This is a genomic window from Desulfovibrio sp. Huiquan2017 (assembly GCF_017351175.1).
Taxonomy (GTDB): Bacteria; Desulfobacterota; Desulfovibrionia; order Desulfovibrionales; family Desulfovibrionaceae; genus Pseudodesulfovibrio.
The window spans coordinates 1-21,868 of the sequence record NZ_JAFMPN010000002.1 but is presented as its reverse complement, the minus strand read 5'-3'; the positions used below and the strand labels follow the sequence as shown (position 1 = coordinate 21,868).

The window sequence follows — 21,868 nt, the reverse complement described above, 5'->3', positions numbered from 1 at the left end:
GGCTTTTGACGTTATCCGGCGGGACGTCAGGGTTTCTTGGGCTGGGGTTGCCGCGGCCCCCGCTCCACATCGGTGACCTTGCCGCCCTTGCCCTTGATGATGACCATGGAGGGCTTCTTCTCGCTCCGCTTCCCGCGGTCGTTTCCGTTCCCGTTCCGGCGATCGTCCTGTTTGGAGGCCACGAGCCAAGAACCCGGCGGGAAGCGGACGTCCGCCGCCCAGGCCGGAGAGAGCATCACGAGAGTGAGGACTGTTGCCAATATAATCTTCTTCACTCGGGCCTCCTACTCCGCGCAAGCAAGGGATGTGCCGCCGAAAAATCGCAACGTTTCCCGAGACTCGCCCCTGCCCGCGCCATGATGCGCACTTAAAACTGCGCACAGGGAACCATTCGTTCCCGCTCGTGGCAATGGTATCGGGCCGGATGCGGACCGTCAACGGTCCGGTCAGTAACGCAGCCGATCGTCCAGGTAGAGCGAGAGCACGGCCTTGTCCACGATCTGGAGGGACTTCCGGTCTGCCGGGTCCACGAAGGCCGTAAAGGCCAGCATGCCCTTTCGCGTGTAGACGATATAGGCCAGGCCGAGCACGGTTTCGCCGCCCCGGACCACCTCCGTCTCGATGCGCAGGGTCTTCTTGTCATGAAAGTAGGCCGCGTCCTTGAATACCGTCACCGGGTCGCCCGGCAACGGGACCCGCTCGCGCAGGGAGCGGATCAGGGAGCGGACCATGAACCGGTTGAAATTGGAGATGTCGGAGTCCAGCATCCGGCGTCCCGGCTTGACCTCCACCAGGAGGCGGCAGGTCCGTTCGCCGTGCGGATTCACGTAGCCCGCCTGCCAATGCGGGGTCATGCCCGGCACCGGCCACGGACCAAGGGCCTGTTGAAAGGCGTCGAGCGAGTCCTGCGAGGCCTCGTTCCAACTCTTGGGCAGCCAGATGGTGTAGCCCATGTCGGCATTGTAATAGGGCAACGACGCCCAGGCCGGGGAGGAAAAAAGGAACGTCGCGACAAGGGCGACGGCAATGGACAACGTGCGCATGGGAATTCCTCCGCTTCACGGTTGCGAAGCGCTCAGAGCAGGGTATGGACATACACCAGGCCATCGGGCCTGACAACCGCAAAGAAGGGCTTTTTCCATTCCCGTCCCCTTTTCACTTTACCGATTTTGCACTATATATGACCTAATGAGGGCTAACACGAAATCGGAGGTTCATCATGTTAAGCTACACTTGTGTTGTTGAAGGCAAGGTCACGGGCGGTAATTTCCAGTCCTGGGTCCAGAGCATGGCCCAGCAGCTCGGGCTGACAGGCTGGGTGCGCAACATCGCCGACCAAAAGGCCGAAATCCTGATCCAGGGAAACGCTGAAAAATTCGCCGCATTCCGCGAACATCTCAAGACAGAGGCCCCCATCGTGGACAAGAAGAGCATCACCTGCGGCTCCCTCGATCACGACAAGACCTACGACGTTTTCGAGATCCGGGGCTGATTCCGCCGCCCCGGAACGAACGGCCTGCCCGCCGCGCCCTTCGGCGTGACGGGCGGGATTTTTTTTGGAGCCGCGCCGCCCAGGCTCCGACAAGCCGAACCGGCCCCCTCTTCCGTCGGGCTCCCCGCCTTCCCCGTTTGCCCCGGCCTGGAGAATACAGTAGAATCCGCACATGCCCAAGGCCCGCCACCTGAACATCGCCACCAAGCTCACCATCTGGGCCTGCGCCCTGATCGCGGTGTTCTTCGCCACCTCGGCCTATCTCTTCCAGCAGGTCCGCCGGGACGCCGACATCGCCAGCCGCATGGTCACCGAAAACCATGACCTGGACTCGGCCATCCAGCGCATGCTGGAGCGCCTCCACAACGTCCAGAACAACATCCGCCGCTACCGCATCCTGGGCGGCGATCAGGCCGCCGTGGGCTTCATCGTCGAAGACCTGACCCGGTTCGGCGAAATCCTCAACGAGACCATCAAGCGCCACCCCCGCTATGCCGACGAATGGAAGGAACTGACCTCGGAATACGAGATCACCCTGGACCCGGCCAACTCACCAGGCGACAACCTGGCCCCGGATGAAACGGTCCGCGATTGGACCGACATCCTGGAACAATCCCAGCTCGACAACCAGGCGGACATGGAATCGCGCCTGACCATGCTCCGCGACGCGGGCCGCCACGCGGCCGATGTGGGCATGTACGGGCTGATCTCCTGCCTGGTCGTCGGCGTGGGCGGCAGCCTGCTTCTGGCCTATTCCCTGAACCGCTCCCTGTCCGAAGTCCGCCGGGGCATCCGCGAACTGGGCGCCGGGGGCACCCCCCGGGACGTGCGCATCCTGTCCCGCGACGAATTGGGCGAACTGGCCCGGGCCTTCAACGCCATGTCCGCGCGTCTGCGGCGGGAGGAGCGCATGCGTGCGGACTTCATCGCCATGCTCTCCCACGAGATCCGCACGCCCCTGACCTCGGTGCGCGAAGCCGTGGACCTTGTCGGCTCCGGCACCTTCGGCGAGGTCAATGAAAAACAAAAACGGTTCCTGGACATCGCCGGGCAGGAGTCCGAACGGCTCTCCGAACTGCTCACCCGGCTGCTTTCGGTCTCGCGCATGGAGGCCGAGGCGCTCGAATTGCACCTGGAGTACGTGGAGGTGGCCGGGCTGGTGGATTCCACCCTGGAACGCCTCGCCCCCACGGCCCGGGCAGCTTCGGTGACGCTGGAATCCGCGGTGGAGCCGAACCTGGCCGTGCGGGCCGACCCCGCACACATCCGGCAGGTGTTGACCAACCTGGCGGGCAACGGCATCAAGTTCTCGGGCCGGGGCGGCACGGTGCGGGTAACCGCCGAGCGGCAGGGCAAGGACGTCCTGTTCAGCGTGGCCGACGACGGCCCGGGCATCCCCGCGGACGAGCAGGAACGCATTTTTCTCAAATACTACCGGGAGCCCGGCGTGCGGGACCGCATAGACGGGGCCGGGCTCGGCCTGGCCATCGCGCGGCGCATTGTCCTGGCCCACAACGGGCGCATTCGGGTCGAAAGCGAACCGGGACGGGGTGCGGTCTTCCGCTTCACCCTGCCCGCCATCTCCTGACAAGGACAGACCATGACGAAACCGGACATTCCGACCATCCTGGTGGTGGACGACGACGAGAACATCCTGCAGGTCCTTGAGGCGCGCCTGCTTTCGGCGGGGCTGAGCCCGCTGCTGGCCGACCGGGCCGAGACCGCCCTGGAAATGCTGGCCGACGAGCCCGTAGACCTGATCATCTCCGACGTAAAGATGCCCGGCATGGGCGGCGGCGGACTGCTCAGGGAGGTCATGGAGCACTGGCCGCACATCCCGGTCATCATGCTCACGGCCCACGGGACCATCCCGGACGCCGTGGGCTCCATCCAGGCCGGGGCCGCCGACTACCTGACCAAGCCCTTCGACGGCAAGGAGTTGGTCCGCCGCGTCCGCGCCCGGCTCGAAGCGCGTGGCGCGGCAGCCGCCCCCGCGCCCCTCCCCGGCGCAGGCTCCGCTCCCGCGCCGACGGCCCGCACGCGCGGCCTGATCGGCGGCAAGGCCCCGGCCATGGCCCGATTCCTGGAACGGCTGGAACGGGTGGCCAAATCCACGGCCACGGTCCTGCTCCTCGGCGAATCGGGCACCGGCAAGGAAATGGCCGCGCGCATCCTGCACGAGGAGAGCCCCCGGGCGAACGGCCCCTTCGTGGTGGTGGACTGCGGCTCCACCCAGCCCACTCTGCTCGAAAGCGAACTTTTCGGGCACGTCAAGGGCTCCTTCACCCACGCGGTCAAGGATAAGAAGGGCCTCATCGAGGAAGCCGACAACGGCACCCTGTTCCTGGACGAGATCGGCAATATTTCTCCGGACATGCAAACCCGGCTGTTGCGATTCCTCCAGGAAGGGACCATCCGCCGGGTGGGCGACAACCGCGAGCGGGCCGTATCCTGCCGGGTCGTCGCCGCCACCAATGCGGACCTGACCCGGATGGTCGCGGACGGCGACTTCCGCGAGGACCTCTATTATCGTCTCAAGGTGGTCACCCTGACCATTCCGCCCCTGCGCGAACGGCGCGAAGACCTCCCGGACCTGGTGCACGGCCTGCTGGACCGGCTCCGCGCACGCCAGGAGCGGCCGCACGCCAAGATCTCCCCCGAGGCCATGCACCTGCTCGAAACGCACTCCTGGCCGGGCAACGTCCGGGAACTGGAAAACGCCCTGGAAGCGGCCCTGGTCTTCTGCCGCGACGACGTCATCGAGCCCGCCGACCTCCAATTGGAGCCCCCGCCGCCCGATTCCCCGGCCTCGACCGGAAACAGCCTGTCCCTGGAGGACAACGAGCGCGAAACCATCATCCGCGCTCTCGACGCGGCGGGCGGAGTCAAGAAGGACGCCGCCGACCGGCTGGGCATCAGCCGCCGGGCCATCCATTACAAGATTAAAAAATACGGCATCGGTTCCGGGGAATCATGACCCCGGCCCCGGGTCGGCCTGTGACGCTACCCCCCGCCGCAACGCCGCCGTTTTTTCATAAAACCCCCAGCCATTATAGACAGTCGCATCCATCCCGGGTATGCTCTCACCGGCATAAAGCAATTGTTTGACGCAACGAGTCCCCGCGCCAGCCGGGCTATTTGTTGATGAGCAGCTCTCTTCGCGGCCCCAATGACATTGAGAACTCCGGCCCCCCCGCACCAAGACGAGAATCCCATGCCCCCCGCCAAGACCAAGACGCCCCCGCTATCCGAAGCCGCACGCCGGGTTTGGGCCCTGGCCCTATTTATCGTCCTTTTCCTCTCCCCGCCCGCCATTGCCAATGCGGAAAGCTACGACTTCACGGATGGCAATACCTGGATAATCGACGGCAACGGCACCATCACCAACACGGGAACCCTGAAGGGCACCTGGACGCTAAGTCCGACTTCTTACGGCGGCGGGAATCTGTATCGGGAAGGAGGCATCCAGGCGAATGGCGCGGCGGAGATCACCAACCTGGGTACCATCGACCTGTCCGGCTCCATCCCAAGCGGCAGTCATATACTCTTCGCCATGCGCTATGAGGGGACGACGGACATGGTGTCCATGATCAACCGGGGAAGCATCACGGGCGTGACCTCCGGCCCGCTATATTTAAGAGGGCTGTACAACCAGGGTGACCAGAATTACACGGTCAATTCGGGCAGCATCACATTGCTCGCCAACGATGCCACCTACGCCGTGGGGATACAAGTGGTAGACCTTTCCGGCGAAAGATCGACCCTGATCAACTCCGGGACGGTGACCTGTATCGCTTATAGCGGCTATACAGAGGGAATCAATTCCTATCACAATCTCGACACATACAATTCCGGGAGAATTACAAGCATAACCTATGGCGGAGGTTTTGCAAGGGGAGTCCTGTCCTCGGGGTCCGCGACATACCGCAACACCATACACAACACCGGCACCATAGAAGCCATGACATACGGTACGGGGCAGGCGCAGGGCGCTTACATTTCGCGGAACGCCACGTTCCACAACGCCTCCCGGTTGTCGGCCATGGCCTACGGGTCGGGGGACGCCCTGGCTGCATTCATGGATTCAGGTGCATCCCTCTACAACACCGGCATCATAAAGGCTGCGGCACAAGGCGGCGGCACGGCCTATGCCGTTTATGCCGAGGGTGGCGACGTCCACCTCCAGACAGGCACGCGGATTCTCGGAGGCCAAGTATACGGCACCGCCGGCAGCCCCAACCTTTTCCTCGACGGACAAGGCGCCGTCGACTTCGACGTCACCGGCACCTGGGATACGCTGAGCAAAACCGACTCCGGCACCTGGACCGTCTCCAACCCCATCGCCGCCACCATCGGCACCATGAACGTTACCGGCGGCAAGCTCGACCTGACCGGGGGCATCACCAACCCCGTCACGAATATCAACCTTTCCTCCGGGGCTATCCTGTCGCTGCCCACCTCCAGCAGGCTGACCGCCACCGGCACGGCCACCCTGGACGGCGCGCTGCGCATCGACCCCTCGGCGGCGAACCTGGGGACCACGACCACGATCCTGAGCGCCGGGACCCTGACCACAGGGGCGGGCTACACCGCCACCGGCGTCAACCCGGACTTCACCGTGAACGTGAACACCAACCCCGGCGCGGGCACGGTCACGGCCACCACCACGTTCACCCCGGCGGACGACAACGCCGCACTGGGGGCCACCGCAACCCTGGCCTCGGCCCGGGCCTTCGCGGACGCAGCCGGGACGCGCGGCCTGACCCTGCTGGCCGAGGCCGGGGACAACGATGATGAAATCCTGGTCGCCGCCAACGGGTCCATGTCCGGACTGCTCGACAGCCGCACCGAGGATAAGCCGTGGTCCGTCTACCTGCAGCCCGTGGTCACCGCCATCTCTCGCGACAGGGACGGCCGCACGGCCGGTTACGACGCCATGCTGACCGGGTTCGAGGGCGGGGTGGACCGCATCTTCGGCGACGCCCTGGTGCTCGGGGCCATGGCCGGATTCGGCACGGTGGACCTGTCCTTCACGGACAACGCCTACGGCACCAGCGACGATGAAAACCAGTACCTGTATACCCTCGGCGTGTACGGCGGCTATCGCATGGGCGACTGGAAGTTCACCGACACCCTGACCGCCACCTACACCGACCACGACTCCCGCCGCGCGGCGGGCCTTAACCAGACCGCCGAAGCGGACTACGATTCCTGGCTGGTCTCCGACCGATTCCTGGCCGTGTACGACTGGCGTCCGGTCGAGAACTGGACCTTCGCCCCCCGGGCCGGACTCAACCTGTCCTGGCTCTATCGCGAGGAATTCGAGGAGGACGGGGCCATCAACGCGGTCGCCTACGACACCCTGAACGAGATCATCACCGAGGTCGTGCTGGGCGTGCGCGCCACCCACGACGCCCTCGATGTGCACGGCGTGGCCCTGACCCCCTACGTCGGGGCGGGATTGGTCCACACCCTGACCGGCGCGGACTTCACCGTGCGCCAGCGGCTGGCGAGCGCATCGGCCGATGTGACCACGGAAACCGGCGAGAACCGCCTGACCGCCGAAACGGGCATGACCCTGACCAAAGGCGACATGGCCTTCACCCTGGGCTACGCCGGCGCCTACGACGAATACGTGAACAACCACTCCTTCACCGGCACCCTGAGGTGGGTCTTCTAGGATCGCCCGGCCCCATTCCGGCCGCATCGACAGAACCGGTTGCCCCCAGTTGTTGAATCAACATTCCCGGCTGCGGACTCGCCCGCCTGGCCATCCACGACAAGATCAAAAAGTGCGGCATCGGCGGGAATCAGCAGCGGACATTCGGCCGCAATTTGCCTCATGCCCGGGGTTGCGCCCGGCAAACCCCTTGTATATGTTCAAGGTCACCGTACCATCGGTTCCGCAACGGTCCCCTGGAGAGGCCAGTTCATGAGTGAAAACAAAATCCTGCTGGAGTCGGGCACCAACGAACTCGAAATCGTCGAATTCTATCTCGATGAATCGCGCCTGAATGGCGGCTACCGGGGCTATTACGGCATCAACGTGGCCAAGGTTCTGGAGATCCTTCAGATGCCCGAGCTGACCGAGATGCCCGAGGCGTCGCACCCGGCGGTGCTCGGCGCCTTCAATCTGCGCAGCGAAATCATCCCGCTCATCGACCTGGCCGGGTGGCTGCACAAGGAGCGTTCCGAAAAGGAGCCGCCCAAGGTCATCGTCACCGAGTTCAACCGGACCAAGAGCGCCTTCCTGGTCTCGGGCGTGACCCGCATCCACCGCATCGGATGGCAGGAGGTCGAGGCGCCGACCAAGTACGTTTCCTCCCTGACGGTCAATTCCATCACCGGCGTGGTCAAGATCGCCGGGCGGATCACCTTCATCCTGGACATGGAAAAGATCTGCATGGACCTGAACCCCGAGAGCGAACCGGACATGGAACCCACGGAAGCGGTCCGCAAGGCCGCCGCCCACAAGGAATACCGGGTGCTCCTGGCGGACGACTCGACCATGGCGCGCAAGATGATCGCCAACATTCTGAACGCGGCCGGATTCAAGGTCCACGCCGAGGAAAACGGCGAACTGGCCATGCAGTACCTGCTCAACCTCAAGGAACGGGCCAAGGCCGAAGGACGTCCCCTGAGCGGCTACGTGAATTTGGTTATCACGGACATCGAGATGCCCTCCATGGACGGGCACACCCTGACCAGACGCATCAAGGAAGACCCCGACCTCCGGCATCTGCCGGTCGTCCTCTGCTCCTCCATCATCACCGAAACCCTGCACCACAAGGGCATCGCCGTGGGCGCGGACGCCCAGGTGTCCAAGGCCGAACTGGGCGAACTCGCCCCCCGCGCCCTGAAACTGCTCGAAGAGCAGGCGGACTAGGCGACACCCCCAAAGGCAAAGAACATCATGAAATCCGGAATTGCCAAAAAGTTCTTCGCCTACCTGGCCAAGCACTTCCCCGTCATGTGCGCCTCGGGCGCCTTCCCGCTCATGCCGCCGGTAACCGACGCCTCCAAGTGGCTGGACCGGCTGGACGACCTCTCGGGCCGTTCCATCCCCGGCCATGTGGCCGCGCTCGAAACCTTCCGCGGGAATTTCCTGGCCGAGGCGGACAATGCCCCGGACCAGCCGGGTCGGGCCCGGGCCCTGGCCCTGGCCATGAACGCGAGCGGGGCCATCGCCGAACTGGACGGCATACGCGCCTGGGAGCATGCCCCGGAACTATATCTCCAGGTGGCCTTCACCGGCCTGGAGCAGGCCGCCGACCTGCCCGCCAAGAACGAACGCACCCGGCAAAAGCGGTTCATCAGCCGCCTCAAGGCCGTCCCCGGCCTGCTCGCCCACGCCACCGAAAACATCGAGGCCGCCAGTGCGGCAAGCCGGGCCGCCTCCCAGACCATGATCCGGGACTGCGCGCGCTATCTGACCGAACTGAGCGGTCAGGAGCTGGGCCGGGCGGGCAAGGCCCCCCGCTTCCTGGCCGAGACCCTGGCTTCCCTGCGAGACTACGACCGCTTCGTCACTTCGCGACCGGAAATTCCCGATCCTGACGGGCCCGACTTCCGCTATACGGCCGAGCACGTCCTGGGAACCAAGCGATCCGTCGTCGAGCTGCGCGACCTGGCCGAGACCGAATTCGAGGCCCGGCTGACCTCCCTGCACCGGGTGCAAGCCGAAATAGGCGGCGGGTCATGGCGGGAACTGTACGAGGGATACGAAGGACCGCCCACGGATGGGCTGGAGCCCCTGGACCTGCTCGTCCGCGAGATTCACCGCCTGCGCGCCTTCGTGCAGGAAGGGCCGCTGGCGGGCGTGTTCACCGATTCCGGCCTGCGCATCGAACCCCAGCCTCGACACATGGCCTCCACCCTGCGCCCCATCCACCACGATCCGGTGCTCGGTGCCTGGGAAAACGAGCCGTCCCGCTGCTACGTCAACCCGCAGATATTTTCCGGCAACCGCTTCCGCGACACCCCGGCCCACCTGGCCCGCATGCGCCGCGAATTCCCCTTCCTGGCGGCGGCCCAGACCTATCCCGGCCGGCACCTGCTCGACTCCCAGCGCCGCGCCCATCCCGACCCGTGGTTGAGGCAATCGACCAACCCCGTGTTCACGGCGGGCTGGCTGGCCTTCTCCGAGCATCTCCTGGACGAGTTGGAGTATCTGGAAAACGACATGGACCGGCTGGTGTACCACGCGCGCGGCCTGCGCCGGGCGGCCCTGGCCCGCATCGACACCGAGATGGCCCTGGAAGGATTAAACCAGGACCAGTGTCTGGATATTCTGGACCGGGCCGGATTCACCCGGGAAGAGGGCTTGTCCGAAGTGCGGCTCATCCGCCTGGCCCCGGGGCATCGAACCATGCCCATCCTCGGCCTGCACGAACTGACCGAACTACGCCGTGAGTGGCGGCTGGACCTGCCGCTCTTCTGCAAGGCCCTGTTCGCCCAGGGGCAGTTGCCCCTGTCCGTCATCGCCGAGCGCCCGGTGCGCTGAATGTCCTGAGGAATGGCCCCGATTAGAGGCTGGACAGATTGCCCAGGGCCGACAGGTGTGTGGCCCGGGTTACCTTGACCTGTTCGGAAAGCAACTCGATGTTCTCGATGTTGTTCAGGAAAAACTCCGTCAACTCTATGTCCAGCTTGCCCTCTTCCACTTCCCCTCGAAGGATTTTCATGGCCTCGCTGCGGGTGTAGGCGGGCTTGTAGTGGCGCTCCTGGGTAACCGCGTCGTAGATGTCCACGATGGCCATGAGGCGGCTTTGGGGCAGAATGTCCTCGCCCTTGATCCCGTCAGGATAGCCCGAGCCGTCCATGCGCTCATGGTGCTGGCGGATGATGGTCAGGAGATGGCTGAAATTATCCTGCATGGGAATGTGCTGGAGGATGCGTTCGCTCTCGGCCGGATGGCGCTGGATCTCCCGGCGCTCGTCCTTGGTGAGATTGCCGTAGGCCAGGAGCAGGTTCTCCAGTTCGTCGTCGTAAAGATAGCGCAGATCGGTCCCGTTCCGGTGCATGACCCGGCCGCCGAGCTTGCGGACGAACTCCAGGGCGGAGGCGTCCGGGACCATGGCCTTGTTCACCTCGCTCAGATATTCGAAGGCCTGTCCCCAGTCGAAGTCGTCGAACTGCCCCAAAAGCTGAAACCTCGCCCGGATGACGTCCATGCGCCGCTCGGGCAGCCGGGTGCGCTTGGTCAGGACGTCCTCCTTGATGCCGATCTTGCCCACGTCGTGCAGGACGCCCGCGTAGTAAATCTCGCGCAGCTCGTCGTCGCTGAACAGCTCGCTCCGGTACCCCCCGGCCTCGTTCAAGGCGTGGGCGAAGGCCACGGCCAGATGGGCCACGCGCTCGGAATGCCCAGCCGTGTACGGATCCCGAGCATCGATGGCTTCGGCCAGGGCCTGGAGGATGGCGCTCATGAGCTTCTGGACGCCCTCGAAGTTGAAGGCGTTGGATACCGAAATGCCCGCCACCGAGGCCAGCGTGGACAGGCTGCGTCGGTGGGCGGCCTCGAAAATCCCGGTGCTCCGGGAAGCAAGGATAAGCACGCCCTCGCACCGGTTGGGCGAATTGATGGGAATGAGGATCATGGAGCCCAAGCCGGGCAGCTCGTTTTCCCAACGGGCGTCCTTGTCCAGGTCGTTGACGATCTCCCCTCGGCCCGAAGCGGCCACCTCCTGGAACAGATCGCTGTCCACCATGGGCTGCAGGTAGGTTCCGAAGGGAAAGCCGAACTGCACGGCCAGCCGAAAGACCTTGCGCGAAGGTTCCAGCAGGAAGATCATGCCCAGTTCGCCGGGATAATTCTCCAGCCGACACTCGTCGATGAGCGCGTTGACCACGTCGCGCATGTGCAGGGAAGCGTTGATGTTCGGCACCGAACGATGGAACAGAGCCAGTTCGCGGTATTTGGCCAGGGCCTCTTCGGCAATGGACCGCCGGGCCCGCTCCATATCCACCAGTTCCTGGATGGAATAGGTCACGAAATCAAGAAGCCGGGAATACTCGACCGACTCCTCGGGCCCGTCCGGGCGCATGAGTAAACGGCCCGAATGGACCTCGTCGAAATGAATCGGAGCGCTGACCACCCCGGGGCCTTTCCTGTCAAAGGCCTTGGCCGAAGCCGCCCCTTCGACGATGACGACCTCGCCCTCAAAGCTGATGGCCAGGGAACAGCGGCCTCCGGCCATTTCGGCGGCTTTGCGCAAAATGTTACGCAATACGCCGGGACGTATGTATTTTTTCAAAGGGGTCATGCGGGAAAAATTGACGCGTGAACAGCTCCGGCTACAGTTCGAGCAGTTCCTTGGAAACGCGCAGGATCTCGTCGGGATCGAACGGCTTGGTCATGTACATCATGGCCCCCAGCTCCAACCCCTGCTTGCGGTCCACTTCCTGCCCCTTGGCCGTGAGCAGGATGATCTTCACGTCATGAAGGGAGGGATCGTCCTTGATAACCCGGCAGACCTCGTAGCCGTTCATTTTGGGCATCATGATGTCGAGAAAAACCAGGTCCGGACGTTTGCTCCGGATGAACTCCAGCCCTTCCTCTCCGTCCGAGGCCGTGTACAGGTCCACTTCGAATTCGTCCTCAAGCTCCTCAAGCGTCTGCTCAAGCAACATTTTGATGTGAACCTCGTCATCAACAATGAGGATTTTCTTGGCCATTGGTCATCTCTCCTTGAACAAACCGGTTGAAACGACATTCAATCTTTCCCACTACGCACACGATCATGCCACAAGAGACCAGGGTCTCGCAATTGGAATAACACAAAGGCCCGGGTCAGTTCTCGGCAAAGGGCGGCAGGAGAATGACCGAAACGCCCCCGAGCCGGGTCAGCCGTTCCAGCTCCACGCCGCCCACGGCCTCGGCGGCGATGAACACCGTGCCCCGGAACCCGCCCTCCACCAAAGGCCAGAACTCCTCGGCTGTAGCGAAGGTGACCTCGCCCGCGCACAGGATGCGCAGTCCGTTCAGGTCGCACTCCCCGCTTTCGCCGAGCACGATGCAGGCGTCGCCGCAGGCCTTGCCCCGCAACAAAGTCCCGGCGGCCTCGAGCACGGCCTCATCGTCCACGGGCTTGAGCAGGGCCATGTCCCCGGCCCCGGTTCCGCTCAGGGCGGAGATGACCAGGATGGGGATGTCCCGGGTCTCGGGCATGGCCCGCAGCCGGTCGATGACCTGATGGCCGTCCATGCCGGGCATCATGATGTCCATGGTGATCAGATCGGGCAGGAGGGACCGCGCCGCAGCCACGGCCTCCGGGCCGTTGCGCGCCTCGCACACGGCAAAGCCCTGCTCTTCGAAGACCTGGGAGAGGTATTCTATGAGCGCGGGATCGTCGTCCACGACCAGGACCTTGGGCGCGGCCCGGCCCTTCCAGGCGGCGTCGCCCGAATAGACCGGACAGCGGGACGGCTCCGCATCTTCCCGGGACGCTTCGACGGTCTCCCTGACCACGGGAAGCGTGAAGGAGAAAACACTGCCCTTGCCGGGCTCACTCTCGGCCTGGATGGTCCCGCCGTGGCGCTCCACGATCTGGCGGCAGATGGGCAGTCCCAGGCCGGACCCTTCGGGCTTGCCGGTCAAGGTGTCGCCCACCTGCTTGAACTTGTCGAAAACCAGGCGCAGGTCGGCCGGGTCGATGCCCGAGCCGTTATCTCGAACGGACACGCGCACGTACTCGCCCTCAAGCGCCGCCGAACAGCATATGGGGCCCTCTTTGGTGAACTTGACGGCGTTGGACAGGAGGTTGACCACCACCTGGACCAGCCGGTCGCGATCGCCGCGCACCTCGGGCAGGCCGTCCGCCGCCTCCACCTCCACGGCCAGCCCCTTGGCTTCCCAAAGGCCGCGCGTGGCCTCTTTGGAGCGCTCCAGGACCGAAACCACGGACACGTTCTCGTCCCGCCAATGAATCTCTCCGGCCTCCATGCGGGCGATGTCCAGGACGTCGTTGATCAATTCGGTCAGCCGCTCGGCCTCGGCCACGATGATGTCCATATTGCCGCGCACCTGGTTGATGGGCTTCTCCACGTCCCCGACCCCGGTCAGCAGGGGGAAAACAGTCTTGTCCAGCTTCTTGCGGATGATCTTGGAGAAGCCGAGCACCGAGGTCATCGGTGTGCGCAGCTCGTGGGAAACCGTGGAGATGAAGTCCGTCTTGAGCTGATCCAGCTCCTTTTCGCGGGTGATGTCGCGGATCAGCAGGACCCCGCCCAGGCACTGGCCCGCCGGAGACCCCGCGAAGATGGACGACCCCACCGCCTTGCCGGTCCGCCCCCGGGTCAGGGGAATCTCGGCGGACAGCACCTCGTCGGTGCAGCGCCGTATCCGGTCCGCCATGGACGTGATCTCCTCGGGAAAGAGCCGGGCCGGGGACCTGCCCTTGCACGGGGTCTCGCCCAGACCGAAAAACTCGCGCATGGCCGGATTGATGACCGACACGGCCCCGTTCACGTCCACCACCAGCAGCCCGTCGGCCAGGTTGTCGATGATGGCCGCCAGATAGGCCATGTGGTCGCGCAGATCGGCGGTGGCCTTGTCCACTTCGCTCTCCATCTCGGAAAAGAGCAGCGACAGTTCCTGGCCCATGGACATCATGGCCCGGCCGAGCACGGCCAGTTCGTCACGGGTGCGGATGTCGATGGTCGCGGAGAAGTCGTGGGCGGCCAGCTTGCGGGCGTAGTCCGTCAACTGCCCCAGGGGACGGGATATGCGGCGCATCATCATGTAGAGAATACCCACGCACACCCAGAAGATAATGAAAAGCAACCCCTGCATCCTGAAGACCACTTTCCAGAAGTAGGTCAGGATCAGTTCCTTGCCCATGCCCACGTGCACATGTCCCGCCAGTCCGCCCAGGATCGGCGCGCAGATGTCGATGACCCGCCCGTAGTGGGCGATTTCCAGCGAAGTGACGGTCGTTTCGTGCTTTTGCCCCCGGACCTCGCGCAGCATGGGCGGGAATTCGGGCACAAAGGTGTGCGAGACCACCAGTCCCTCGCCATCCGTGACGAAGACGTAAGCCACGCCCTCGATCTCCAGATATTGGTCGATCATGGACTGGACCGTGGCCGCGTCGCGGTTGAGCAGGATTTCCTGGCTGGCCCCGGCGATGGAATGGGCGATGGCCGTGCCCTTGCTGACGTATTCGCGGGTCATCAACCCGTACAAGGTCCAGGCGGTCAGAACCGAGGTCAGGCTCGAAATGACCCCGAACAGACAGAAGGCGACCAAACCGGTCTTCCTGAACAGGGACATGTTCCTCAGCGCCGCCATGCCCGCCACCGCCTTTCGTCCATGGGGACGAATCTGCCGTCCCGGACGGTCGTGAAATAAACGCGGTTCAGGCCCTGATGCCGGTCCGGGCCGAAGCGCAGGGGCACGTCGATACCGATGTCCGCCTCATGGATGGACTCGGCCGCCGCGCGCAGGCCCTGCGCCGGGTTCGCGTCGTAGGTTTCGAGAATGCGGGCCATGGCCTTGGCGTTGAGAAACCCCTCGAAGCTGGTGAAGCTGTAGCGCAAGGGCACGTAGGCCGGGTCGGACAAGGCGGGCGCGTCGGGAGCGTAACGGTCCATGAGTTCGCGGTATTCGCGCACTGCGGGCAGGCTCAAGTCCTCGTAGCTCGGGACCACCTGGGAGTTGACCAGGCCAACCGTATAATCGCGCCCCCGTTCCCGCCCCGCTTCCAGCAACAGGGAAAGCAGCTTCTCGCTGCCCACGAAGGAGACATTGGCGATGGGCACGTCGAGCCCCCTGTCCCGGGCATCCCGGATCAGGGCCGCGCAGGCGGCATACGAACCGATGGACAGGACCGCGTCCGGGTTGGCGCGCATGAGGATGTCCACCTGTCGGCTCATGGGCTCGTCAAACCGCGCGCCGCGCCGGTAGGTGGCCTCTCCCGCCATTTCGAAACCGTGGGACCTGAGCGCCCGGAGCGCCCCGTCCCAGCCGCTGCGCCCGAAGGCGTCGGCCTGGTAGAAAACCGCCAGCCGCTTGCGGTTCAGGGCCAGGAAACGGTCCACCAACCCGGCCAGCTCCTCGCGGTAGGAGGCGCGCAGGTTGAAGACGAACCGGTCGTAGGGGGGCTCGCGCTGGGGTTGCGCCCCGGAAAAGGGGAAGAAAAGCAACTTCTGCCGCCCGCCATACCCTTTGAGCAGGGGCAGGACGCGGGTCACCGTGGGCGTGCCCACGTAGTTCATCAGGCACAGGGGCTCGTCACCGCGCAGAAACCGGATGGTATTGTCGATGGCCGGACCGGGCTGATAGCCGTCGTCCAGGATCTGAAGGGAAACCGGCTTGCCGTGGATGCCGCCGTGCTCGTCGAGATAGTTGAAATAGGCCATGGAACCCCGGTAGAGCTCCACCCCCAGGCCGTCGATGGGACCGGTAAAGGCCGCCGACATGCCGAGGGCGTATCCCTGCTCCGCCGCCGCCCTGACGGGCAGGCAAAACACAAGACACATCCCGAGGAGCATTGCCAACCGCCAGCGTCCGCGCAACATCATGCCGCACCCGTCCGTTCAGCCATCTTTCCCCGCTTTGTAAACATGGATTTCATGTCAATATATCATTTCCATTACATGTTGAAAAGATTGTTTTAATCACTTTTTACACTCAACGGTCCAAGACATCGGAATTCCCGACGCCCCCCTTTACTCCCGGCCCCGCCCTTGCCAAGGCCCACCATGTGCAGTAATTCAACGAATGCATGCAGGACGCCCGGCGACGTGCATCCCGCGCCGCCGCCTCCTCTCCGAAACCATCCACCAGGAGTATTCTGCCGCCATGTGTGGTATCGCAAGTTTCTTAAGCAATAATAAATGGTTGGACACGCCGGATACCGGATGGGTCACCGCCCTCGACGCGGACTTCACCGCCATCCGCGACACCGCGGACCTCCTTGACGCCGCCGGCCCCCTGACCGAACTGGCCGGACACTTCTACGACCTCATGTCCTTCGGGCTGCACATGCGCCTGGTGGACGATCCCGAGACGTTGCGGGCGCTCTCCGGCATTCGCGACACCATCCGGGCCCTGCGCAACGCGGCCGCCGTGAAGCTGGAGCAAGGGCCGCGCACCGACGAGTTGGAGGGATTGCACGAAACCCTCGACGACTATCTGTGGCAGATCGAGCGGGAGGTGCTGGTCAACGTGGACCGGACCCTGGCGCTCATGCCCGGGGAATTGGCCGCCGCCCCCGAAGCGCGCGACCGGCATTTCCTGGCCTGGGGAGCCGAATTGGTGCTCCAGTCCATCGACAAGCTGGAGGTACGCGGCCGTGATTCCGCGGGCGTGGCCCTGGCCTTCATCCTGCCTGCGGGCGTGGACCCGGAAAAAGACCTGACCGGGGGCCAAAAACAGGAGTTGGCCGACCGCAGCTCCATCGGCAATGCCGATACCCGGCAGGTGCTGGTGCGCAGGCTCGGCGACGGCCGGACCGCCTGCCGCTTCCTGTACAAGGTGGCCCAACTGGTGGGCCAGCTCGGGGACAACGGCGCGGCCCTGCGCGAATTCATCAAGCATGACGACCTGCTGTGGACCATGTCCCAGGGAATCGAAACCCTGAACATCATCGCCCACACCCGATGGGCGTCCAACGGGATCATTTCCGTGCCCAACTGCCATCCCGTGGACGGGCTGGTGGAGGGCGACATGTCCACCGGGCTGGAAAAGACCATGTTCGTGCTCAACGGCGACGTGGACAACTACCGCACCCTGGTCGAGGAATCGGTCCTGGCCAAGGGCGCGCACATCCCGCCCGCCATTTCCACGGACGCCAAGATCCTGCCCGTGCTCTTCCACCTTGGCGTGGAGGACACCGGCGACGCCGAGGAGCGGTTCCGCAACGTGCTCAGACGGTGCGAGGGCTCCCTGGCCGTGGTCATGCAGAACCTGAACGACTTCGACTCCCAGTTCCTGGCCCAAAAGGGATCGGGCCAGTCCTTCTACATCGGCCGGACCGTTGACGGCTGGCTGGTGGCCAGCGAGGCCTACGGCATGGCGGCCCGCGCCCGGTCCTCATTCCCGGTGGCCGTGCACCGGCAGGGCGGCGTATCCGTGGTCCTGCGCGACACGGACCCGGCCGACGCCGTGCCCGTGGCCCGGTACCTGGACAACGGCGAGCCCGTGGAACTGGCCGAGGAAACGATCGAAATCTTTTCGCGCGACATCTTCCGCGGCGAGTTCGCCCACTATATCGAAAAGGAAATCCACGAGGCGCCGGACTCGGTCCGCAACACCTTGCACGGAAAATACATCAAGAAGAACGGTGAAGTGGAGTTCCTGCCCGAGGGCTTCGGACGCGGCCCGGCCCTGGTGGGACGATTTTGCGACGCGACCCGACCCATCCGCCGAATCATCTGCGTGGGCCAGGGCACGGCCGCCGTGGCCGCCATGGCCGTGGCCCGGCTGCTCCGGCGCACCCTGGCGGACACGGGCATGTCCATCGAGTCCTACACCGGCTCGGAACTGATCGGGTTCATGGGCGACGAACGCATGGACGACGTGTTCCTGATCCCGGTTTCGCAGTCGGGTACGACCACGGACACCAACCGGGTGGTGGACCTGTGCCGCGACCGGGGCGCGTGGGTCAACTGCATCGTCAACCGGCGCAACTCCCCACTGGTGCAGAAATCCGACTCGCACATCTACACCAGCAACGGCCGGGACGTGGAGATGGCCGTGGCCTCGACCAAGGCGTTCTACTCGCAGATCGCGGCGGGCAAGCTGCTGTCCCTGTGGCTGGCGGACATCCTCTCCACCCTGGACAAGGAAACGATCCTCAAGGAAATCATGGCGCTGGAGGGACTGCCCGAACTGATCGACAGGGTCCTCGAGAACAAGGACGCCATCGCCGAGGTGGCCAGGAAATACGCTCCGGTACACCGTTACTGGGCCCTGGTCGGCAACGGGGCCAACTGCATAGCAGCCCAGGAAGTGCGCATCAAGCTCTCGGAACTGTGCTACAAATCCATCCCGTGCGACATCACCGAGGACAAGAAGCACATCGACCTGTCCACCGAACCCCTGACCCTGGTCATGGCCTCCGATCTGCCTGAGATGGTCGTCACGGACACGGTCAAGGAAACCACCATATTCCGGGCGCACAACGGCTCGCCCATCGTGTTCTGCGCCGAGGACGAAAACCGCTTCGACCGCGTGGCCGAGGCCACCATCAAGGTGCCCCGAGCGGGCGGCGGCCTGGATTTCGTACTCGAAACCGTGGCCGGCCACTGGTGGGGCGTGTCTGCGGCCAAGGCCATCGATTCCCATGCCGAGCCGTTCCGCAAGGCCCGCGTGCTCATCGGCGAGATGATTGAGGACACGGCCCGATTCGACCGGGAAAAGCTCCTCGTTGCCCTGAACCTGTGCAATGAACGCATCGCCTCGGGCGCCACCGACTCTGCCTTGCCCGCCCGCGTGGCCGCCTCCCTGGCCAATTACATGCTCTGGCTGGTCAACCAGTCCGAGGCCATCTGCGCCACCGAGTCGCGCCTCGACGACATCCTGACCATCTTGAACAAGGCCATCGAGGAAATGACCCGGCCCATCGACACCATCCGCCACCAGGCCAAGACCGTCACGGTCGGCATCAGCCGGCCGCAGGGATAATTCGCCTGTGGGAACACAATAAAATTGTTAACCAAACAATAAAGTTGTTTCCCAGACAATAAAGTTATTAACTAAAGCCGCTTCTGGTATCCTGTTAAGGAATCAACCAGGAGCGGCTTCTTCATGGCAAAGAAAACGTACTCCCAATCGACGACGACAATTCAGCGGTGGATCAAAGATGGGCGCGGCTCAGGCCGGGGCTCAGCGTACAAACCATGGCTGACAGTCAGGGACTGTTCCCTCCCAAGGGCGTTCTCATCGTATTTTCGGGCATAAGTCCCGGAGAATCCATGGTAATCCTCCCATTTCTAGGCGGTCTGAAAAGTAGAGCCTATGCTGCCTTTGTTAAGCAGGGTCTGGCTTACGACAGAGTCGTCAGCATACTTGATTGATTCCTCAACAGGAAAAGAGACACCGATCTTCTTGTTATCACTCATGGTAGCTCCTTAATGGCTATAGATTCTCTGCGAGCTGCCGGCCGTATGCTTCGCATTCTTGACGACCTGCTTCGTCAGGTTTCCACAACGTTTTTAACCCGTCCGCAACCAACTCGATTCCTGCCTTTTCAAGGCTGTCGGAAATCATTTTGACGCTTTCTCCCGACCAGCCGTAGGATCCGAAGGCCGCCCCCTTCTTGTTTTTGAAGGAAAGACCGTGGATCATTTCGAGCATTCCAGCCATATGGGAAAGAATACCCTTGTTGATGGTTGAACAACCGGCAACCACCATTTTAGAACGAAAGATTTCCGTAATAATATCATTTTTGTCGCGCTGGCCAACATGGAGAATCTTGATGACAACCCGCTCGTTCGCCTGCCGGATTCCCGAGGCGATCGCTTCGGCCATGTCCCTCGTGCTGTTCCACATCGTGTCATAGATGATGGTCACTTGATCTTCCTGATAGTCATCCGCCCACTCCAGGTATTTCTGTACGATCTGAAGAGGGTTGTCGCGCCACATGATGCCATGGCTGGGAAAGATGAAGTCAACGGGGACTCCCAGCGCCACCACTTCGTTGATTTTCTTTGCCACCAACTTGCTGAACGGCGTAAGGATGTTTGCATAATATTTTATGCATTCCTTCATGAGCTCTTCCTGGTCGACCAGATCGTTGTACATCAGGTCGGATGCGAGATGGTGACCAAAGGCATCGTTGCTGAACAAAGCGTTTTCCTTGTCCATATAAGTGAACATGGAGTCCGGCCAATGGAGCATCGGGGCCGAAATGAAGGAAAGGGTTTTCTCTCCCAGGGAGAGAGTGTCTCCAGTTTTGACGACCTGGAAGTTCCAGTCGGAGTGGTAGTAGCCTTTCAGTATTTTCACCGCTTGGGCTGAACAATAAATCGGCACGTCCGGTATGCGGCGCATAAGCTCCGGAAGCCCACCGCTATGGTCAACCTCGCAGTGGTTCATGACGATGCAGTCGATCTGGTTCAAATCGATTTCTCTTTCCAGCTCGGCGACGAATTCTTTTCCGAAGGGGCCGTAGACGGTGTCTATCAGAACTGTTTTTTCGTCCCGGACGAGGTAGGAATTGTAAGAGGAGCCTTTGAAGGTCGAGTATTCCTCTCCATGGAATTTTTGCAATTCCCAATCAATCTTACCGACCCAGGTTACGCTTTCCGTCAGTTTGAAGCTCATTGTATTCCCCTTTTTTATATGATGATTTGTAGCGTGTTCTCCACGAAGCCAGCCGATTACAACCAGAACTCGGGATAACGCCGCTGACCTGCCATGTTGTTGACTATAAGGGCCACTGCGAGGAGCAGGACCGCTCCGAGTCCTACTGGGATCAATGCGTAGAAATATCCCAAGTTGTGGATGGAATCTCCGCCGATTACGGCGATGAGCGCCGTAGCCCCTCCCGGAGGGTGGAGAGTCTTCGTTACGTGCATCAGCGCTATGGCGGTCGCAACAGCCAGTGCCGCCGCCAGCCAGGTTATGTCCCCGGCGACTTGATAGGATAACACTCCAACCAATGCCGAAAGGACATGGCCGCCCAAAACGTTCCTCGGCTGCGCCAAAGGGCTGCGTATCGCTCCATAGACTAGGACCGCTGTGGCTCCGAAAGAGCCAATAAGCAAGCTGCGCCCGATGCTGTCGACAACCATTGATTGGAAAGAGCCCACCAGCGCTATGCCGAGGAAAGCTCCGACCCACGACCAGACGACCTCAGAACTCCCCACTCTAGGGGGACTCTGCGTAGTCCCCTTCATCTTAGCAAAAATATTCATGCGCTACACCATTTGACATATGGAGCTGACCAGATCGCTTCTTGTCACGATCCCAAGCGGGGCCCCGTCCACATTGCAGATTGGAATTCGATTTATCGAGTGATCCGTGAAAAGTTGCGAGATCTCCGCCAAGGTCGTGTCCTTGTGCGCGGCAATGGCGGGCTGGCTCATCAGTTCATGAACGGAGATTCCCCGTAGATCTGATACAAGGCATTTTTTGACGGTTAAGCATTCGCCGACAACGGACATGATGCCTGCGGTTGTAGGGAGTCCCATTTTACGCAGGAAGTCTTTTTCAGACAGGACGCCACAGATTTCCCCTCTTTCGTTGACGACGGGAGCACCGCTGATCCCATGTTCTGCCATGAAGGAAGCCGCTGCTGTGAGACTCATTCCTCGGTTCAGGCAATGGACCGGGGAGGTCATGATGCCTTCCGCTCTTCCCAATGACCGGAGCCTTTTCAACGCCAGGTCATACGATATCGAATAAATTTCTTTGAACGTCCCCGGTGT

At 62.7% G+C, this 21,868-nt stretch carries 17 protein-coding genes; 7 read left to right on the top strand and 10 right to left on the bottom strand.

Annotated features, from left to right (window positions below):
• Window positions 1-26: 26 nt before the first annotated feature.
• Entirely contained in the window at window positions 27-275 is a 249-nt protein-coding gene (locus J0909_RS01765) for a hypothetical protein (RefSeq protein ID WP_207259925.1), read from the bottom strand.
• A gap of 171 nt (window positions 276-446) precedes the next feature.
• The gene (locus J0909_RS01760) at window positions 447-1,043 is read right to left on the bottom strand and encodes a hypothetical protein (protein WP_207259922.1); all 597 of its coding nucleotides are present in this window, start codon (window positions 1,041-1,043) and stop codon (window positions 447-449) included.
• A gap of 176 nt (window positions 1,044-1,219) precedes the next feature.
• On the opposite strand from J0909_RS01760, the gene J0909_RS01755 reads away from it, so the two are divergent.
• From J0909_RS01755 to J0909_RS01730, 6 genes are all read left to right on the top strand, one after another.
• Complete coding sequence (locus tag J0909_RS01755; protein WP_207259921.1) at window positions 1,220-1,492, top strand: acylphosphatase; 273 nt, start codon at window positions 1,220-1,222, stop codon at window positions 1,490-1,492.
• 172 nt (window positions 1,493-1,664) lie between these two features.
• Entirely contained in the window at window positions 1,665-3,080 is a 1,416-nt protein-coding gene (locus J0909_RS01750) for a HAMP domain-containing sensor histidine kinase (RefSeq protein WP_207259920.1), read from the top strand.
• Window positions 3,081-3,092: 12 nt separating this feature from the next.
• Window positions 3,093-4,469 (top strand): sigma-54-dependent transcriptional regulator, encoded by a 1,377-nt coding sequence (locus J0909_RS01745; protein ID WP_207259918.1) that lies wholly within the window; start codon window positions 3,093-3,095, stop codon window positions 4,467-4,469.
• A 237-nt stretch (window positions 4,470-4,706) separates the two neighbouring features.
• On the top strand, window positions 4,707-7,172 hold the full coding sequence (locus tag J0909_RS01740) for an autotransporter family protein (protein ID WP_207259916.1): 2,466 nt from the start codon (window positions 4,707-4,709) through the stop codon (window positions 7,170-7,172).
• 252 nt (window positions 7,173-7,424) lie between these two features.
• Window positions 7,425-8,378 (top strand): chemotaxis protein, encoded by a 954-nt coding sequence (locus J0909_RS01735; protein WP_207259914.1) that lies wholly within the window; start codon window positions 7,425-7,427, stop codon window positions 8,376-8,378.
• A gap of 27 nt (window positions 8,379-8,405) precedes the next feature.
• Entirely contained in the window at window positions 8,406-9,995 is a 1,590-nt protein-coding gene (locus tag J0909_RS01730) for a DUF885 family protein (protein WP_207259913.1), read from the top strand.
• A gap of 22 nt (window positions 9,996-10,017) precedes the next feature.
• Here the strand turns inward: J0909_RS01730 and J0909_RS01725 are convergent, their stop codons facing one another.
• The 4 genes from J0909_RS01725 to J0909_RS01710 form a co-directional block, all read right to left on the bottom strand.
• A complete protein-coding gene (locus J0909_RS01725) occupies window positions 10,018-11,721 on the bottom strand; it encodes an HD-GYP domain-containing protein (protein ID WP_286181682.1) in 1,704 nt (567 codons plus the stop codon).
• A 67-nt stretch (window positions 11,722-11,788) separates the two neighbouring features.
• Window positions 11,789-12,169 (bottom strand): response regulator transcription factor, encoded by a 381-nt coding sequence (locus tag J0909_RS01720; protein ID WP_207259911.1) that lies wholly within the window; start codon window positions 12,167-12,169, stop codon window positions 11,789-11,791.
• A gap of 115 nt (window positions 12,170-12,284) precedes the next feature.
• Complete coding sequence (locus tag J0909_RS01715) at window positions 12,285-14,783, bottom strand: ATP-binding protein (RefSeq protein ID WP_207259910.1); 2,499 nt, start codon at window positions 14,781-14,783, stop codon at window positions 12,285-12,287.
• On the bottom strand, window positions 14,771-15,973 hold the full coding sequence (locus tag J0909_RS01710) for an ABC transporter substrate-binding protein (protein WP_502757423.1): 1,203 nt from the start codon (window positions 15,971-15,973) through the stop codon (window positions 14,771-14,773). Before J0909_RS01710 ends, J0909_RS01715 begins: the two co-directional genes overlap by 13 nt.
• Window positions 15,974-16,295: 322 nt before the next feature.
• Between J0909_RS01710 and J0909_RS01705 the strand changes: the two genes are divergently transcribed.
• Entirely contained in the window at window positions 16,296-19,121 is a 2,826-nt protein-coding gene (locus J0909_RS01705) for an SIS domain-containing protein (RefSeq protein ID WP_207259906.1), read from the top strand.
• A gap of 308 nt (window positions 19,122-19,429) precedes the next feature.
• On the opposite strand, the gene J0909_RS18315 is transcribed toward J0909_RS01705, so the two are convergent.
• From J0909_RS18315 to J0909_RS01690, 4 genes are all read right to left on the bottom strand, one after another.
• Window positions 19,430-19,558 (bottom strand): hypothetical protein, encoded by a 129-nt coding sequence (locus tag J0909_RS18315; protein WP_286181681.1) that lies wholly within the window; start codon window positions 19,556-19,558, stop codon window positions 19,430-19,432.
• A 16-nt stretch (window positions 19,559-19,574) separates the two neighbouring features.
• Entirely contained in the window at window positions 19,575-20,762 is a 1,188-nt protein-coding gene (locus tag J0909_RS01700) for an anaerobic nitric oxide reductase flavorubredoxin (protein WP_207259901.1), read from the bottom strand.
• Window positions 20,763-20,818: 56 nt separating this feature from the next.
• Window positions 20,819-21,355 (bottom strand): HPP family protein, encoded by a 537-nt coding sequence (locus J0909_RS01695; RefSeq protein WP_207259899.1) that lies wholly within the window; start codon window positions 21,353-21,355, stop codon window positions 20,819-20,821.
• Window positions 21,356-21,358: 3 nt separating this feature from the next.
• Window positions 21,359-21,868, bottom strand: a 510-nt coding sequence (locus tag J0909_RS01690) for a CBS domain-containing protein (RefSeq protein ID WP_207259897.1), incomplete at its 5' end; no start/stop codon positions are given.

Coding starts and splice junctions, on each gene's coding strand:
- J0909_RS01760 (WP_207259922.1), bottom strand. CDS start 1,043: ATGCGCACGTTGTCCATTGCCGTCGCCCTTGTCGCGACGTTCCTTTTT.
- J0909_RS01755 (WP_207259921.1), top strand. CDS start 1,220: ATGTTAAGCTACACTTGTGTTGTTGAAGGCAAGGTCACGGGCGGTAAT.
- J0909_RS01750 (WP_207259920.1), top strand. CDS start 1,665: ATGCCCAAGGCCCGCCACCTGAACATCGCCACCAAGCTCACCATCTGG.
- J0909_RS01745 (WP_207259918.1), top strand. CDS start 3,093: ATGACGAAACCGGACATTCCGACCATCCTGGTGGTGGACGACGACGAG.
- J0909_RS01740 (WP_207259916.1), top strand. CDS start 4,707: ATGCCCCCCGCCAAGACCAAGACGCCCCCGCTATCCGAAGCCGCACGC.
- J0909_RS01735 (WP_207259914.1), top strand. CDS start 7,425: ATGAGTGAAAACAAAATCCTGCTGGAGTCGGGCACCAACGAACTCGAA.
- J0909_RS01730 (WP_207259913.1), top strand. CDS start 8,406: ATGAAATCCGGAATTGCCAAAAAGTTCTTCGCCTACCTGGCCAAGCAC.
- J0909_RS01720 (WP_207259911.1), bottom strand. CDS start 12,169: ATGGCCAAGAAAATCCTCATTGTTGATGACGAGGTTCACATCAAAATG.
- J0909_RS01715 (WP_207259910.1), bottom strand. CDS start 14,783: ATGGCGGCGCTGAGGAACATGTCCCTGTTCAGGAAGACCGGTTTGGTC.
- J0909_RS01710 (WP_502757423.1), bottom strand. CDS start 15,973: ATGTGTCTTGTGTTTTGCCTGCCCGTCAGGGCGGCGGCGGAGCAGGGA.
- J0909_RS01705 (WP_207259906.1), top strand. CDS start 16,296: ATGTGTGGTATCGCAAGTTTCTTAAGCAATAATAAATGGTTGGACACG.
- J0909_RS18315 (WP_286181681.1), bottom strand. CDS start 19,558: ATGAGTGATAACAAGAAGATCGGTGTCTCTTTTCCTGTTGAGGAATCA.
- J0909_RS01700 (WP_207259901.1), bottom strand. CDS start 20,762: ATGAGCTTCAAACTGACGGAAAGCGTAACCTGGGTCGGTAAGATTGAT.
- J0909_RS01695 (WP_207259899.1), bottom strand. CDS start 21,355: ATGAATATTTTTGCTAAGATGAAGGGGACTACGCAGAGTCCCCCTAGA.